The organism is Blautia sp. NSJ-175 (assembly GCF_022867815.1).
In the GTDB taxonomy this organism is placed as follows: Bacteria; Bacillota; Clostridia; order Lachnospirales; family Lachnospiraceae; genus Blautia; species Blautia celeris.
Window position 1 is genome coordinate 647,662 of sequence record NZ_JALIFQ010000001.1, and the last position, 16,750, is coordinate 664,411.

The 16,750-nt window shown below is 47.2% G+C and carries 16 protein-coding genes; 13 read left to right on the forward strand and 3 right to left on the reverse strand.

Features of this window, described 5'->3' with window-relative positions; all coding sequences use genetic code 11:
- Position 1: 1 nt before the first annotated feature.
- Entirely contained in the window at positions 2–1,030 is a 1,029-nt protein-coding gene (locus MUB35_RS02950) for a Gfo/Idh/MocA family protein (protein ID WP_244805750.1), read from the forward strand.
- A gap of 104 nt (positions 1,031–1,134) precedes the next feature.
- Here the strand turns inward: MUB35_RS02950 and MUB35_RS02955 are convergent, their stop codons facing one another.
- Positions 1,135–2,070 carry a LysR family transcriptional regulator gene (locus tag MUB35_RS02955; RefSeq protein ID WP_244805751.1) on the reverse strand — a complete coding sequence of 312 codons (936 nt, stop codon included), beginning with the start codon at positions 2,068–2,070 and terminating at the stop codon, positions 1,135–1,137.
- Between the two features lie 217 nt (positions 2,071–2,287).
- On the opposite strand from MUB35_RS02955, the gene MUB35_RS02960 reads away from it, so the two are divergent.
- The 4 genes from MUB35_RS02960 to MUB35_RS02975 all read left to right on the forward strand — a co-directional run bounded on the left by MUB35_RS02960 (position 2,288) and on the right by MUB35_RS02975 (position 6,628).
- Positions 2,288–3,592 (forward strand): NCS2 family permease, encoded by a 1,305-nt coding sequence (locus tag MUB35_RS02960; RefSeq protein ID WP_033140776.1) that lies wholly within the window; start codon positions 2,288–2,290, stop codon positions 3,590–3,592.
- A 15-nt stretch (positions 3,593–3,607) separates the two neighbouring features.
- Positions 3,608–5,335 carry an adenine deaminase gene (locus MUB35_RS02965; protein WP_244805752.1) on the forward strand — a complete coding sequence of 576 codons (1,728 nt, stop codon included), beginning with the start codon at positions 3,608–3,610 and terminating at the stop codon, positions 5,333–5,335.
- Positions 5,336–5,501: 166 nt separating this feature from the next.
- Positions 5,502–6,038, forward strand: a complete 537-nt coding sequence (locus MUB35_RS02970) for a flavodoxin family protein (protein ID WP_244805753.1) — start codon at positions 5,502–5,504, stop codon at positions 6,036–6,038.
- A gap of 23 nt (positions 6,039–6,061) precedes the next feature.
- Positions 6,062–6,628 (forward strand): uridine kinase family protein, encoded by a 567-nt coding sequence (locus MUB35_RS02975; protein WP_033140779.1) that lies wholly within the window; start codon positions 6,062–6,064, stop codon positions 6,626–6,628.
- A 57-nt stretch (positions 6,629–6,685) separates the two neighbouring features.
- On the opposite strand, the gene MUB35_RS02980 is transcribed toward MUB35_RS02975, so the two are convergent.
- Positions 6,686–7,888 carry an ROK family transcriptional regulator gene (locus MUB35_RS02980; protein WP_244805754.1) on the reverse strand — a complete coding sequence of 401 codons (1,203 nt, stop codon included), beginning with the start codon at positions 7,886–7,888 and terminating at the stop codon, positions 6,686–6,688.
- A 10-nt stretch (positions 7,889–7,898) separates the two neighbouring features.
- Positions 7,899–8,918: a LacI family DNA-binding transcriptional regulator gene (locus MUB35_RS02985; protein ID WP_033140781.1), complete on the reverse strand. Its 1,020-nt coding sequence runs from the start codon at positions 8,916–8,918 to the stop codon at positions 7,899–7,901.
- Between the two features lie 396 nt (positions 8,919–9,314).
- Between MUB35_RS02985 and MUB35_RS02990 the strand changes: the two genes are divergently transcribed.
- From MUB35_RS02990 to MUB35_RS03025, 8 genes are read left to right on the forward strand one after another with little or no spacing between them, the layout of a single operon-like run.
- Positions 9,315–10,130 carry a sugar phosphate isomerase/epimerase family protein gene (locus MUB35_RS02990; protein WP_033140782.1) on the forward strand — a complete coding sequence of 272 codons (816 nt, stop codon included), beginning with the start codon at positions 9,315–9,317 and terminating at the stop codon, positions 10,128–10,130.
- A 19-nt stretch (positions 10,131–10,149) separates the two neighbouring features.
- Positions 10,150–10,545, forward strand: coding sequence for a D-ribose pyranase (gene rbsD / locus MUB35_RS02995; RefSeq protein ID WP_033140783.1), 396 nt, complete (start codon positions 10,150–10,152; stop codon positions 10,543–10,545).
- Positions 10,546–10,559: 14 nt separating this feature from the next.
- Positions 10,560–11,579 carry a zinc-dependent alcohol dehydrogenase gene (locus MUB35_RS03000; protein ID WP_052099355.1) on the forward strand — a complete coding sequence of 340 codons (1,020 nt, stop codon included), beginning with the start codon at positions 10,560–10,562 and terminating at the stop codon, positions 11,577–11,579.
- Positions 11,580–11,623: 44 nt separating this feature from the next.
- Positions 11,624–13,018 carry an ABC transporter substrate-binding protein gene (locus tag MUB35_RS03005; RefSeq protein WP_244805755.1) on the forward strand — a complete coding sequence of 465 codons (1,395 nt, stop codon included), beginning with the start codon at positions 11,624–11,626 and terminating at the stop codon, positions 13,016–13,018.
- A gap of 60 nt (positions 13,019–13,078) precedes the next feature.
- Entirely contained in the window at positions 13,079–13,981 is a 903-nt protein-coding gene (locus MUB35_RS03010) for a carbohydrate ABC transporter permease (protein WP_081960264.1), read from the forward strand.
- A gap of 2 nt (positions 13,982–13,983) precedes the next feature.
- Positions 13,984–14,847: a carbohydrate ABC transporter permease gene (locus tag MUB35_RS03015; RefSeq protein WP_033140785.1), complete on the forward strand. Its 864-nt coding sequence runs from the start codon at positions 13,984–13,986 to the stop codon at positions 14,845–14,847.
- 16 nt (positions 14,848–14,863) lie between these two features.
- Positions 14,864–15,706: a sugar phosphate isomerase/epimerase family protein gene (locus tag MUB35_RS03020; protein ID WP_033140786.1), complete on the forward strand. Its 843-nt coding sequence runs from the start codon at positions 14,864–14,866 to the stop codon at positions 15,704–15,706.
- Between the two features lie 11 nt (positions 15,707–15,717).
- A complete protein-coding gene (locus MUB35_RS03025; protein ID WP_033140787.1) occupies positions 15,718–16,707 on the forward strand; it encodes a zinc-dependent alcohol dehydrogenase in 990 nt (329 codons plus the stop codon).
- The last annotated feature ends 43 nt before the right edge of the window (positions 16,708–16,750 follow it).

Consider the following 16,750-nt stretch of genomic DNA (forward strand, 5'->3'; position numbering starts at 1 on the left):
CATGGAGAAGCTTGGATTTGGTGTTATCGGGTGTGGGTTTATAGGGATGCTCCATGCAGGTGTGATTGCCGCATTGGATGGGGCTTATCTGGCAGCGGTGGCAGATAGTGATGCGGAAAAAACAGAGGAGGCAGTTAGAAAATGGGGCTGCAGAAGTTACAAGGACTACCATGAGATGTTACGGGACCCGGATGTCGCAGTGGTTTCTGTCTGTCTGCCTTCGGGGATGCACAGCAGTGTCACCATAGAGGCAGCCAGGGCCGGGAAACATGTCATCTGTGAAAAGCCCATAGATATTCATGTGGAACGAGCACAGGAGATGGTGGATACCTGCAGGGAATGCGGAGTAGAACTTGGGGTTATTATGCAGCATCGTTTTGATAAGCCCATAGTTTTACTCAAACAGGCGGCGGCAGAGGGAAAACTCGGCAAGCTGCTATGGGGAGCATCAAGAACAATCTGGTACAGAGACGAGGAATATTTTTCAAATCCATGGAGAGGCACCTGGGAATTTGACGGGGGAGGTTCTCTTATGAACCAGTCCATCCATTATATTGACCTGCTGCTTGATATTTTCGGGAAAGTGAAAAGTGTGAACGGAAAGTGCAGACGCCTGCTTCATCAGGAAATCGAGACAGAAGATGTGGGGATAGCTAATCTTGAATTTGCAAACGGCTGTCTTGGAACTGTGGAGGGAACGACAACTGCTTATCCGGGATTGTACGCGGAACTGGCTGTTTTTGCTGAAAAGGGCACAGTTATCATAAGGAACGATGAACTGTTGTTTTATCAGCTGAAAGACGGGGAAAGCAAGGCGTTCAGCTGTCTGCTGAATCCTGCAAAAGCAAATACACTGCATCAGGACGCAGCCATTTCCACAGATTCACACGAACGTCAGTACCGGGATTTTGTACAGGCTGTCACAGAGGGCAGAAAGCCTCTGGTAACAGGAGAGGATGCCCTGGAGAGCCTGAAATTGATAAAAGCCATCTATGAATCGTCAGAACAGGGCAGAGAAATTTATCTGTGACGGTAAAGGGACTGCAGGCACAGCCTGGTGCGTGATGCGGATGCCGATTGCAGCGCCAAAGTATATTTCAGGGGCACTATGGGCATTCTGTAAGGGAATTCCATTTACCGTTTATGCAGATCACCGCCAAAATAATCCTTTGATATCTGAATAAAATCCAGTGCATAGGAGGTCAGATAAGCCCCCTTCCGATATGCGATAATGGTACGTGTAAAGGCATCCGGATCATGAAGGGAAAAGCAGACCGGCGGTGTAGAAAACGTCATGTTCTTAATGTAAGTCTCCGGTGCGAAACAGATTCCTTCATTTTGCTGCACCAGCAGGAGTGCAGCCTGGGTATTCCGGGTATAGAACGGAACCTTAGGCTCAATGCCGTATTTTTTCAGAAGCTGTTCCGTTATGGCGCCTGTATTCTGCTCCGGAAAATGCAGTATGAATTTTTCGCTGCCGAGCTGTGACAAATCCACCTTGGGATAAGGGCCATCCTGACAGACTTTACATTTGGCCTCTTTCGCCAGAGGATGTCGGGGGGAAACTGCCAGCAGGATTTCTTCCCGGCCCAGAGTTTCATATTCCAGCTTGGGGTGCAGGTTTCCGTCGCTGAAAATTGCAAAGTCAATCCGGCTGTCAGTGAGAAGACGCTCCTGGATCGCATATGTCTCCTCCAGAAAATTCAGACGGATGTTGGGATGTATCCGGCGAAATACCGGCAGGATCCTGGGTATCATGCAGGAGCTGCGCATGAGGGGAAAGGCCACATTCAGTTCTCCGTCATTGAGAGAGCGCAGATCCGCAAGCTCCTTCTCCCAGTCATGAGTCAGTTCCAGTACGCCTGAGGCGTATTCCATATACCGCCTTCCCGCATAAGTGGGGATATAGCAGTTGTCAACTCTGCTGAACAGTTTGATGCCCAGTTCCCGCTCCAGCTTTCCCAGATGTTTGCTGAGGGTCGGCTGGGAAATAAAAAGCTCCTGGGCGGCTTTCGTCATATTCTGATGTTTGGCAATACAAAGCACATAGTTCAATTCGTGGATATTCATAGATTTCTCCTGACCTCTTCTCAGCGAATGGCTGGAATACCGGATGGTACAGCAAGGTACCGGGTCCTATGCCGGATATGGTTTTTGGGGGCACTATTCCACTTTGGAATAGAATTTATAGTTAAGATGAATTAGACTTCCGATTACGGTTATCATACAATGAAAATGGAAAAGAATCAAGGAGTTATACGATTGAGAAAGGCAGGAGAAAATCTATATGAAACAGTGGTTGGAAAAACAATTTAAATTATCAGAGTTTCATTCCAATGTCAGAACAGAGCTTCTGGCCGGTCTGACTACATTTGTGACCATGGCCTATGTTCTGGCAACAGTGCCCAACATGATGGAGTCCGCAGGACTGGACAAGCACGTAATGTTCACGGTGCTGATCTTACTGGTCATCCTTACAACCTGTGCGATGGCATTCTACACGAACCGGCCGTTTGCGCTTGCCCCGGGACTGGGCAGTGTGGGTATTGTGACAGCAATGATAGCTAACGACGGCATTGCGCCTGATGTGGCTTCCGGTGTTATTTTCTGGAGCGGCGTGCTGTTTATTGCAATCTCTTTTCTGGGACTCAGAGAAGCTGTAGTGAAAGTCATTCCCGTCAGTCTGAAACACGCGGTGAGTGCCGGCATCGGTCTGTTCATCGCGCTTTTAGGAGCGAAAAGCTGTGGTCTTATTATCGCAAATGAAGCGAAGAAAAGCCTGGGATTCGGTGACCTGACCGCTCCTACGGTTATTGTTGCAGTCATCGGTTTTGTGATCTTACTGGTACTTAAAACCAGAAACGTGCCGGGAGATATGATTCTGGCCATTGCCCTTACCACACTGGTGGGGATTCCCTTTGGCGTCACAAAAATGCCGGAAAGCCTGTTTACCATGCCGGCCAATATCAGCGGGCAGTTCCTGCATGTGGATTTCCTGGGCGCACTTAATTTTGCATATATTCCATTTTTGATCGCACTTTTTGTACCCGACTTTTTCTCTACTTTCGGAACCGTGCTGGGGGTTGGCGCAAAGGCGGGGTATCTGGATGAGGACGGCAATCTTCCGGGCATTGACAAATGCTTCAAGGTGGATGCAGTGGCTACCAGTTTCGGCGCTCTGTTCGGAATGCCCAGTATGACAACATACCTGGAGTCCTCTGCAGGCGTGGAGGCAGGAGGTAAGACAGGACTTTCCGTAGTGTTTACTTCTGTTTTCTTCGGGCTGGCCCTGTTCCTGGCTCCGATCGCGCTGATGATTCCCTCAGCAGCTACTGCGCCGGTGCTGATGTACATTGGAATCAATATGCTGGGAGCAATGAAAAACATCAAATTCCATGATTTTACAGAGGCATTTCCGTCCTTTGTATGTATTGCATTTACCATCTTCGGAAACAACATTGCCAACGGCATCTGCGCTGCCCTTCCCACCTATGTGGTGATGAAGATCTCAGCAGGAAAGATAAAAGAGATTCGTCCTGTCATGTGGGTGCTGGTGGCAGTCTGTCTGCTTTATTTCTACTCAATTGTGTAAGATGGGAGGTGCCCTGTGGAAAAGGCGGATTTACTCATAAAGAATACGAAAGTTTACAATTCCTACCTGAAATGCTTTATGCCGGCTGATGTATATGTGCAGGATGGAAGGATTTATTATGTGGATACCAGGCAGGAGAATGCGCTTTCTCCGGATGAGGTGCTGGACGGCAGCGGCTGTCTGATGCTGCCGGGGTTTATCGACATACACATGCATATTGAAAGCTCCATGATGACACCTGTTTCCTTTGGGGAACGGGCAGCCTCCTGCGGGGTTACCACGCTGGTGTCCGAGCCTCACGAGATTGCCAATGTCATGGGTGTGCAGGGAATCCATGAGATGATCAACGGGGCAAAAGATTCACCGATTGATATTTTCTACGGAATCCCCAGCAGTGTTCCCTCCACAAATGAAAGCCTGGAGACGACCGGAGGTGTCATCGGATTTGAGGAAATGAAGCACCTCATGAGGGAAGAAGGCGTTGTCTGTGTAGGGGAAATCATGAATTACCGCCAGATCGTCAAGGGGACTGAGATGGAGATCACAAAGTTTCTGGATTACCTTAGAGAGGAAGATCCGCAGGCTGTTATTGAGGGCCACTGCCCTTCTCTTATCGGCCTGGATCTGGCGAAGTTCCTGTTCAGGGGAATTGACGGTGACCATACAGAGCACACCCTTGAGGAGATCAGACAGCGTTTTGAAAACGGCATGTTCGTGGAACTGCAGGAGAAAATGCTGAAACCGGAGATTTTGGATTATATTATAAAAAATAACCTCTTTGAGCATTGTTGTTTTGTCACGGATGACACTATGGCAGATGCCCTTCTGGAAAAAGGCCAGCTCAATTATATTGTGAAAAAGGCAGTAGAGATGGGATTTCCCCTTGAGGAAGCTGTTTACTGCGCCTCCTATACCCCGGCAAGACGTATGAATCTCAGGGACAGAGGCGCTTTGGCACCGGGGAGAAAGGCAGATTTCCAGCTTATCAGGGAACAGGCAGTCTCTGCCTTTGAACCGGATCGCGTGTTCAAGGACGGTAAGGAGATCTTTTGCAAAGGGGAGACAAAAAGGCAGCTAAAACCCTATGGTTTTCCCACTGAATTTTATCACTCCGTGCACCTTGATAAGATCGAAGCAGAAGACCTGGAACCGAAAGTACCAAAAAGCCGGGGAACCGTTAAAGTCCGTGTCATAGAGGTAAGAGACGGACGCACCCAGACAAGGGAAAAGCAGGTTCGGATGGAAGTGGAAAACGGTCATTTAAAATGGCAAAAAAGCGGCTGCGTGCTGGCAGTTGTGCTGGAACGCCATGGCAAAAACGGTAATATAGGGTACGGATTCGTGACCGGAAACTGTCTGAAACGCGGTGCGGCGGCCACCACATATTACCATGACCATCACAATCTCATGGTGATTGGTGCTGATCCGGAGGATATGCTCATAGCAGCAAGACGGCTGATAGAGCTGCAGGGCGGCATCTGTACTGCCGAGAACGGGCAGATAACAGCAGAACTGCCTCTCCCTGTATGCGGCATTCTTTCAGAGCTTCCGGCGGATGATATCGGAAGAATGCTGGGTGATGTGAGAAGGAGCCTGGAGAATCTGGGATATGAACACTACAATCCAATTATGTCCCTGTGTACCCTGGGCCTGCCGGTCAGCCCGGCTCTGAAGCTGACAGACTGCGGTCTGATCGATGTGGAAAAAGGGGCAGTGGTGCCTCTGGTCATAGAGGAATCATGACAGTCAGAACTGCATGAAATACAACTGAAAAATACCTGTCCTGTCTGCAAACGGGGCGGGTATTTCTGCGTTCGGAAAATTTCCCAGCAGACAATTCGGCCCTCCGTAGTGACTTTTTTACTCCGCAATGTTATAGTGATAGAAACAGGTACAGGAGGAAAAATGAATGAATATATTAGTATTAAACGGCAGTCCCCGCAGAAAGGGAAATACAGAGATCATGGCAGATGCCTTCATAAAAGGAGCATTGGAACAGGGACATCAGGTGGAAAAAGTAAACCTCGGGCATATGAAAATTGCACCCTGTCTGGCCTGTGAATTCTGTTTTACACATAACGGAGTGTGTGTGCAGAAGGATGATATGGCAGAGATACTGGACAAAGTAGATAATGCGGATATGATTGTTTTTGCGTCCCCCATTTACTGGTTTTCCATCAGTGCACAGTTAAAGGCAGCCATAGACAGACTCTACGCCAGGGCCAAAAAAGGATTCAATATCCGCTATGCAGCGCTGCTTTTGGATTCCGCATCCGATGGTGTTTACCGCTCAGCAGTTGCGGCTTATGAGGATACCTGTTCCTATCTGCGCTGGGAAAATAAAGGGATTCTGACCGTTCCCGGGATGGATGCAAAAGGCGATATGGAACATTCCGACGGTGTGGAAAAGGCATACCGGTTAGGAAAATCCCTGGTGTCGGAATAGCGGAAAGGTGGGTGCTTTTACATATGGAAAAAGGAAAAGCTCTGGTTATCGGTATTGCCGGAGGCAGTGCGTCAGGCAAAACCACACTGTGTAATAAACTGGCAGAGATATTGGAAAAGGAAAGCCCAAAAGTCTTTCATATGGATGAGTATTTCAAACCGGAAGAGCTGCGGCCGAGGGTCCGTGCTCTGACCGGAGACAGAGAATATGTGGATGATAACCATCCGGATACCATGTATCTGCAGCAGCTATACGAGGATATCATAAGAGAAAGAGACTGCGGCAAAACAAGGATCATCCTGGTGGAAGGCCTGCTGACCCTCTATGATGATGCCATCTGCAGCCTGCTGGATCTGAAGCTTTTTGTGGACTGCCGGGCGGACGAACGGATTCTCAGGAGATTAAAACGCAATATGCAGAACGGCCTTTCCCGTGAAGAGATCACGGATGTATATCTGGATACAGTGCGATACCGCCATGACCAGTATGTAGAGCCGTCAAAATGGAGGGCGGATCTTATCTTGAACGGAGCCACTCCTTCTCGGACAGCGATGGATATGATCGTTGATTACATAAGAAAATATGTATAATGAAGACTGCCTTCTGAATGTGGAGTTTAGATATGCTCATTTCAGAAGGCAGTTTTTTTATTCGGAAATACGGTCAGGAAGAGAGATTTTTCCGTCAAATATCCCTTTGAATATCAAAGAAGCCGACCCGATCAGAGGGGCGTTTTCACCGAATGAAGAGGGGTAGAGGCGGATATTCTGAAAGCCGTGGTGAAACATATTGGTATTCATATGAGACTCCATTTCATCCAGATAGATAGGAGCCAGTTTCGGTGGGATTTCACCGAATATTATGACCTCGGGATCATAGAGGTTGGCAATGGTGATAAGCAGGGTTTTAAGTGCGTACCGGCACTCTTCCAGCCGGAGTTTCCCCTTCTCATTCAGTCTTTTATCATGTATCATCTGCCATAGATTCGTGACAGAATCTGTTCCCATATCATCCAAAAGCCTGGACACACTGGTATAGGTTTCGATACAGCCTTTTTGTCCGCAGGAACACGGAGGACCCTGCGGATTGATGGAAATATGACCGATTTCACCGGCGAATCCTGCGCTTCCATGCAGAAGTTTACCGTGTATCATGATCCCGGCACCGACGCCGGAGCCGAAACCTACATAGGCAAGTGTGTCTGCTGTTTTGCCTACCCCATAGAACTGTTCTGCAATGGCGCTTGCGTTCATATCATTATCGAGATAAACAGGAAGCCGGAACCTTTCTTCCAGCAGTTCACCGATATACAAATTACCGATACTGCAGAAATTCGGCGGATATAGGATCCTTTTTTGTGTGATGTCGAGCGGTCCGATGGACGCGATTCCGATACCCGCTATGAAGCAGTCTCCATGGGAATGCAGCGCTTTTTCCACAAGAGAAACTAGGATCTCTGAGAGGGAGGCATTGTCCGCATCCATGGGAAGTGCACAAAAATTGTGATAGAGAATATTTCCCTGTATCTCCGCGATCATACAATGCACTTCGTACCGTTTCAGCAGTATCCCGATGGCATTGATCCTTCTGGGGACAATGGAAAGAGCGGAGGGCTTTCTCCCGCTGGCATCCCCTGTGTACCAGGTAGAATCCCGGAAGGGAGAATATTTTCTGTCCTCCACATAACCGTCAGCAACCAGGTCGTTGATCAGTCCGCTGATTGCCATTTTAGACAAACCAAGGTGGGAGGAGAGTTCCACACGGTTGGAGGCTTCTCCCAGCGCCAGTGCTTTGATGATGGCAGCCCGGTTGCTGGTTCTTAAAAACTGCATATTCTTTGTGGTTCCCATAAAAACACCCCTATCTCGGCTTTGCCGTACTTTTTCGTATGATCAGGTGTGGTTCAAAGCTTATCGTTTGCTTCTCAGCTTCGGGGCTGGTGATCTCAAGCAGCGCACGCTTGGCAGCTTCCCGTCCGATTTCGTAAGTGGGCTGGTTTACTGTAGTCAGCGGCACCTCCAGCATATCAGAAAAGTCAATATTGTCAAATCCCACGATAGACATATCCTCAGGAATGGAAAGGCCTTCCTGCCGCAGACAGTGATAGGCTCCTAATGCCATCAGGTCATTGAATGCAAAAACAGCAGTGGCTTTCGTTTCCTGCAGGATTTGTTTCATAGCTTCATTTCCGCTTTGTTTCAGATAGTCGCCATGAAATACATACTTTTCAGGAAGAGAGACTCCGGCATCACGGTAAGCCCATTCATAACCGGCAAGCCGTTCCTGGGTACTGTCAGAATTGGCAGGGCCTGTAATGCACACGATGTTTTTATGTCCAAGTGACAGCAGATAACTGACTGCATTATAGGCTCCCTTTTTGTTGTTTAGCTTTAAGGCACTGCAGTTAAAGGCAGGATTACAGCGGTCCACGGTAATGATTGGAATCGGTGAAGTATCTATGATGTCTTTGTAGGAACGTATATGAGTCTGGTCAACATTGGATGCCATGGCAAGGATGATAGCGTCTACGCCGCGGGATTTCAGCACCTGGATACTCTTCAGATCCCGTTCCGGGCGGTCATTTGTATTGCTTAATATAATATTCCTGTCATGTTTCAGCATTTCATCATCTATTCCCAGAGCCAGATTTGCAAAAAAGTGATTGCTGATATCAGGGATGATAAGTCCAATGGTCTTAGTCTCCTGTTTTACCAGACCCACGGCAAGCTGGTTAGGATAGTAGTGCAATTTTTCCGCTGTTTTGAGAATCAGACTGCGGGTGCTGTCGGATACACGGCATTCTTTTTGGTTCAGAACCAGTGATACGGTGGTTACAGATAAATTCGTTTCTCTTGCGATGTCTTTTAAAGTTACTCGCATATATTCACCTCATAAATACTGATACAGCACCCTGTCGTTTTCCACGCAGTGCTGACCAGTGTGCTGTCTGTCTGTTGACTATAGCAACAGTACACTAGATATTGTATTGCATCCTGATTTTATCATGGGTAAATACTGAATGCAATGTATTGTTCCGTATATTGTAATTATTTGAAAAAGTGATAAAGCGTTTTAACATGTATGGGGGAGCTATGCCCTTATTATAGCGGCAAAATGATAGGAAAACAATAGTAAAAAAAGTTTATAAAAAATTAAAGTGCACAAAATAAATAGATAAAATATCGAAAAAGTGTTGACAATGTAGAAAAAGCGTATATAATGAAATTCATAAATCATGATAAAACGTTTTATCAAATAGCGAAAGGAATATGGCTTATGGAGATAGGTTATACGGTTTGGGAATGGGGACTGGAATCAGAAGATGACCTGAAGACAGCGCTGAATGATATGAAAAATCTGGGCTATCACAATTTTGAGAACTTCATCGGCATGGCTGACCTGTATGAAGGCAGGGAAGAGGAATTTAACCGGCTGGTGAAAGAGTACGGACTGAAGTTTACAGCCCTGTACCACTACATACGCGATATGGATGCGGACAATGTGGAGGGTACAAGAAAATATCTGGAGTTCTGTAAAAAGACCGGTGCCGGAATCATGAATATCCAGGCCCCGGCCAGAGACGGAAAGCCGTCAGAAGAACATCTGCTGAAATTATCGGAAACACTGGATAAGATAGGCAGGATGGCCCGTGATTATGATGTGACGTTATGCCTGCATCCTCATTTCCAGATGACAGTGGAGCAGGAGGATGAGATTGATTTCGTGGCGGAACATACAGATCCTGCGTATGTAAAGTTTTGTTTTGATACTGCACATACTGTACTTGCCGGAATTGACTTTGAAAAGCTGTTTGAGAAATACAAGGGAAGAATCGGTTACATACATCTGAAGGATCAGGATACAGCGGTGGATGCAGAGGACTACAGACAGAAATGGATTCATGAATGGGACAGGCATCAGAGATTTTATGAACTGGGAACAAAGGGGATTGATTTCCCGAAGGTCCTGGAACTATTAAAACGAACAGGATATGACGGATACCTGGTGATTGAAAATGACACACCCACAGTCAGCAATTATGAGGGAGCAAAGACGAACCGGGAATACGCCAGGCGCGTACTTGGTATGTGAGGAGCAGGGGGAGTGAAACGTGCGAAAGGAAGGTATTTTGAACACGGATATCTGTTATGCCATATCATCGCTTGGGCATACAGATTATCTGGTGATAGCAGACCCGGGACTTCCTATACCGGAGAATGTAACAGTAATTGACATATCGCTGGTGAAAGGGATTCCTGGATTTACGGAAGTTTTTGATGCAGTAACAGATGAACTGGTCATAGATTCTTATATCTATGCTGAGGAGATGGAGACAGCCAGTACAGAATTGCTGCAGTATGTACAGAGCAGGCTGTCCGGTGTGCCGGGACAGAAGCTGTCTCATGAAGAACTCAAGCACATACTTCCAAAAGCGAAGGTGATCATAAGGACCGGTGAGTGTACGCCATATGCGAATGTTATTCTGGAAGGCGGCGTTAATTTTTAGGAGGAGGAAAATATATGGAAAAAATGTTGGCAGCAGTTTTTGAGGATGTGGGTAAACTGGAACTGAAAATGGTTCCCGTTCCGCAGATTCAGAGAGAGGACCAGGTACTGGTAGAAGTGGAGGCGGTGAGCATCTGCGGCACAGACGTACATATCACTGCAGTGCCTCCCGGATACGAAGCCACTCCGGGAACCATTCTCGGACATGAACTTGTTGGGAAAATTATAGAGAAAGGAGAAGCTGTGGAACATCTGCAGGTAGGAGACCGCGTTGTGGTGAATCCCAATGATTACTGCGGAGTATGCCAATACTGTAGAAAAAATCTTCCCAACGAATGTGAGAATATCATTCCACTTGGAATTGACTACGACGGAGCGTTTGCAAAATACTGTCTGATCTCAGGCAAAGTCGCATATAAGATCTCAGAAAAGGTATCGTCTGAGGCTGCTGCATGTACAGAACCACTGGCCTGTGCGATCAATGGATTTCATAAGGTGAGTATACTTCCGGGAGAGAGCGCAGTGATCATCGGATGCGGTCCCATCGGACTTATGATCGCCATGCTGGCCAAAGCCTCCGGAATCGGAAAACTTTACCTGCTGGAAGCTGCGCCTTACAGAATCCAGTTCGCAAAGCAGCTTGGGCTGGGAGAAGTCATAGATGTCAAAAGTCAAAATGCAAAGAACATTATCCTGGAACAGACAGGGATCGGACCGGATTACGTCTTTGATGTAACCGGCTCCCAAGTAGTGCAGGCTGTGGACCTGGTGAGAAAAGGCGGACGCGTTGTCCTTTTCGGAGTAAATAAAAAATCTGTCAGTCAGGTGGCGCAGTGTGAGATCACCACAAAAGAGATAACCGTTCACGGCACCTGGCTTGCCAATGCAACGTTTCCGGAAGCGATCCGCGTGCTGGAAGAGCATATGGTAGATATGGAAAAGCTTGTTACAGACGTTATCCCTCTTCAGGAAGTGAAGGCCGGAATTGAGAAACTTGCAAGAGGAGAAGCAGTAAAAGTTGTAGTGAAACCTTAACAGTGAAATCAGAACGATCATGAAGAAGAAACGGAGGAAAAACAATGAAGAAGAAACTTTTAGCAGCACTTATGGCGGTAACACTGGCGGCATCTATGACCGCATGCGGCGCACCTCAGGCAGTGGACGATGACAAGGACAGCAAGGATACAGCCCAGACAGAAGAGAAAAAAGAACAGGACAGCGGCGAAGCGTCAGAGGAAAGTACAGACAGTAAGACAACCATCACCGTGATCTGCCATCAATCCAGAAGCAACATCGGTGAGGGCGGCTTCACCACAGGTTTCTTTGATGCACTTGATACATGGCAGGAAGAACACCCGGATGTGGAAGTGAAAGTAGAGGAAATGGATCAGACTGCGTACCAGACAAAGATCAATTCCCTGGGCGCGTCAGGCGATATGCCGGACCTGTTCATGATGAAAGGCTCCTGGACAAAGACATTTGTGGAAAACGGATGGGTTTCAGATATTACCGCAGAGCTGGATGCCGATCAGGAATGGAAAAATGCTTATATTAAAGGTGGATTTGATGCGGCAACAAGAGATGACAAAATATACGGAGTGCCTCAGGAAAGTATGTCCACAGGTATGGTGTATTACAACTCTGATATGTGGAAGGAAATCGGATATGAGACTTTCCCGGAAACATGGGATGAACTGCTGGATGCAGTGGATAAATTCAAGGAAAAAGGAATCACCCCGTTTGTTATGGGAAATAAACCGAACTGGCCTGCAGAGTCCTGCTGGTTAAGCACCCTGGGAGACCGTTTTACCGGACCGGACTGGACACAGTCCATACTGGAGGGCTCAGGGGCAAAATTTACAGACGAGGCGTTTGTTAAGGCACTGACCGCTTTTCAGGAACTGGCACAGAGGGGCGCATTCAACGAAGACATCAACTCTATTGATGATACAGAGCAGAATACAGTATATTTCAACAAGAAAGCAGCAGCGATCGTAAACGGTACCTGGTTTATTCCCACTATTGACAATTCCGCACCGGAAGATGTAAAAGCAGCTACAAAGCTCGCCATCCTTCCTTCTGTGGAAGGTGGTGCCGAAAACCAGAAGACAGTATCCGGCGGACCGGCCTGGTTTATGTCTCTCAGCAGTAAAGTGACCGACCCGGCAAAACGTGAGCTGGCTATGGATTTACTGAAAGCCTTGACAGACGAGCGCCAGGCAAATGTAACAGCTTCCATGGGCGGAGTTACCGCATGGGCGAACCCGGAATATGATACAGCGAAAGTGCCGGCATTATTTAATGAATACAATGCCATGATCAAAGACATTACAGCAGTGCCGATCTATGATGCATGCATGGATGCGTCTGTTATTGAAACTATGAATGTTGGTCTTCAGTCCCTGCTGATTGGGGAAAAGGCACCTGAAGAACTGGCAGATGAGATCCAGATGGAACAGGAACTTGCTCAGTAAAGACAAGTGTAAACTCGCGGGGGTGAAAATCCCCGCGATATTAGAAAAGGGGGTACTGGCTTGAGAAAATCCACGCTGAAGCCCAAGACAAGAATGGCAATTATCGTATGCCTGCTGCCGGCACTCATTATATATACCTATGTGGTTATCCTGCCGATCATCAATGCTTTCAATTACAGTTTTTATAATTGGTCCGGAGGCCCGCAGGCAAAATATGTGGGATGGAAAAACTATCAGATTCTGTTAAAAGATACATCTTTCTGGCATGCGTTCAGCAACAATATCTGGATCGCGGTTCTGTGTATTGCGGGGCAGATCGGAATCGCCTTTGTTTTTTCAGCACTGCTGACATCCAGGTTTGTCAGGTTTAAAAAGCTCCACCGCGTAGTGGCATATTTTCCTGCTACCATATCAGCAGTCGTAGTTGGTTTTACATGGTCATTTATCTTTAATTATGACTATGGTCTTGTAAACGTTATATTAAGGGCCCTGCACCTGGGGAATCTTGCAAAGCCCTGGCTGGATAATCCGAATACGATCATCAGCGTTGTCAGTATTCCTCTGATCTGGCAGTACATTGGTTACTATATGGTGATCATCATGGCAGCCATGACATCCATTGATCCGAGTATATATGAGATGGCAGAGCTTGACGGGGCAACAGGAGTGCAGAAGGCAGTGAAGATAACACTTCCGCTGATCAAAGGTTCCATTGCTGTGGCTGTTATGCTGTGCATAGCAGGAAATATGAAAATATTTGACCATATATACGTTATGACAAACGGAGGTCCGGGCACCAGTTCCATGGTAATGGCACTTCAGGTGTATAAGACAACATTTATTAAGAATCAGTTCGGGTATGCCAGCGCCATGTCCATCGGTATTTTAGTGCTGAGTCTGGGGCTTGTGGGTATCAGCAGGCTGATCATTACCAGGCCGTGGAGAAAGGAGAGTGATTACTGATCATGGCAGAATTGAAAAAGAATGCGGTTCCAGCAAAAAAGGTTGGGAAAAGTATCGGGAAAGTCATCTGTAATGCAGTTCTCCTGTTGTTTTCTTTTTCCTGTATCTTCCCGATGGTATGGATCTTTTATTCCTCTTTCAAGACACAGGCTGAATTTACCCAGAGTTCAACAGCGCTTCCCCAGGCATTGAACCTGAAAAACTACATATCTGTATTTACGCAGACAAAACTGGGGATGTATATGCTGAACAGTGCAAGAAATACAATTTTATCGGTATTGATCATCATTGTATTCTCCTTCCTGGCCGGGTATGTTCTCTCCAGATACCGTTTCAGAGGGAGAAGCCTCATATATAACTATTTCATTATGGGTATGCTGATTCCTGTACATGCACTGCTGGTTCCCATGTATGTACAGCTCAGGCAGAGCGGGCTTACAAACCACTGGTATACACTGCTGTTTCCCTATGTGGCTTTTGGACTTCCCATATCCATTATGCTCATAGAGAGTTATATTGCATCAATTCCCAAAGAACTGGAGGAGGCAGCATCCATAGACGGCTGCGGCTTTTTCAGATGTTTGTTTCAGATTGTATTTCCGCTTGCCATGCCTATATTGTCCACTGTGGCGATCATACAGTTCTTTGCAGTGTGGAATGAATTTTCATTCTCATTGATTTTGGTAAACAGTGACACTCTGCGGACAGTTCCGGTGGGACTTACGATGTTTAAGTCAGCGTACACGGTAGACTATCCCAGATTAATGGCAGGCATTATGACAACAACACTTCCGGTTATGATCCTGTACTTTGTTTTCAGCAAGAGGATCATAGAAGGTATGGTAGCAGGAGCAGTGAAAGGATAAGTTTGGAGGTATAGCTATGTATAAGACATTGGCACCGGATTGTATCGGACATCGGGTCGGGCTGGAAGAATCCGCACCTTTGGCGGAGAAATACGGATTTAAAGGAATCTGGTTTAATATAGAGCGGGAGGCCCGGATCCCTGTAGAAAAGACAAAGGAAATTCTTAATAAACACCACTTAAAAGCAGCGGGTTTTGGACTTCCTGTGGAGTACAGAAAAGACGAGGAGACCTTCAGGAAGGATATGGAGAAGCTGGAGGAGTACGCGGCATATGCCAGGGACTGCGGGATGCACCGCTGTATCACCTGGATCATTCCGGCCAGCGATGAACTGACTTATGAAGAAAATTTCAATCTGCACAGGGAAAGGCTGGGGGAGGCTGCGCGCATCCTGAAAAAATACGGTATTTCCCTGGGACTGGAGTTTTTAGGGCCGCCCAAACTGCGGGAGGGGAAGAAGTATGAATTTATACATACCCTGGATCAGATGCTGGATCTGTGCCGCGCGATCGGTACCGGAAACATGGGCATACTGATGGATGTCTGGCATTGGGATATGGCAGGGCAGACCTTTGAGGATTTCGCAAAATTTCCGGATGAATCCTGGGTTGTCTGTGCCCATATTATGGATGCACCCGCAGGGATTCCAAGGGAGGAACAGGTGGATGTGATACGGGCACTTCCGGGAAGTACGGGAATCCTGAGAATCGATGAGTTTTTTGAGGGCTTAAAAAATATGGGATATACCGGCCCGGTTCTGGCAGAGCCTTTTGTGGAGGAGCTGGGAAAGATGAAATTTGAAGAAGCTGTGGCTGCCGTGAGTGAGGCAGTCAATAAAGTCTGGCCGAAAGAGGCATAAGGAGGAAGAAGATGAAATCATTAGTTCTTGGAAATAATCGGGCTTACCTGGAGGACGTGCCGGATCCGGTCCCGCATGGAGAGTGGGTAGTGGTGAAAGTGGAATCCACACCAATCTGCGGAAGTGACAGGAAGGCTTTTGTTTCACCTACACCCGTGCGTGATGCCGGTCATGAAGGTGCCGGTGTTGTTGTGGCTGCCAATGGTTCCAATTTGCTGAAGGAAGGGGACAGAGTCATTTTAAATCCGCTTTCCGGCTGCGGGCACTGTTCTCTGTGCCGCTCGGGAAATTATATTTACTGTACAGATAAACCACAGTATTTCAGCCACTTTGCGGAATATGTACTGGTGCAGGATTTTGTCTGCACAAAGCTTCCCGATGATATTACCTTTGACCAGGGCTCACTTGGCTGCTGTGCCTTAGGACCTGCGTTCAGTTCTATTAAAAGGCTGAATGTGAAAGGGTATGATACGATTCTGATCACCGGGCTGGGTCCGGTGGGGATGGGGGCGATTGCCGTATCCAAGTTTTTAGGCGCCAGGGTAATTGCCCTGGACAGTGTACCCTTCCGAAAAAACATGGCAAAAGAGATGGGCGCTGATGTGGTTTTGGACCCCACAGACCCTGATGTAAAAGAAAAGATCAGGGAGGCTAAAAAGGATGCACCGCTGATTAAAGCAGTAGACGCTTCAGGCAACGGCAATGCGGAGAGACTGTGCATTGATATGATGGAGCCAAGAGGAAGTGTGGCCTTTATAGGCGAAAACCACAATACCGTTCCTATCTGTCCGAGCGATGATTTTATCAGAAAAGGACTTACCCTGATCGGTTCCTGGCATTACAACATGGACGACAGGGAGGAGATGTTTGCCATACTCAGGCGTTCTCCCGTGGTACATAAGATCATTACGGATGTATACGGATTTTCTGATGTACAGGGAGCTTTTGAGAAGTTTATGGGGCAGGATACCTGTAAAGTGATCCTGAAACCCTGGGAGTAGGAATGCAGAGGCATTTAAGGACAGATAGAATGGGGGAATGAGC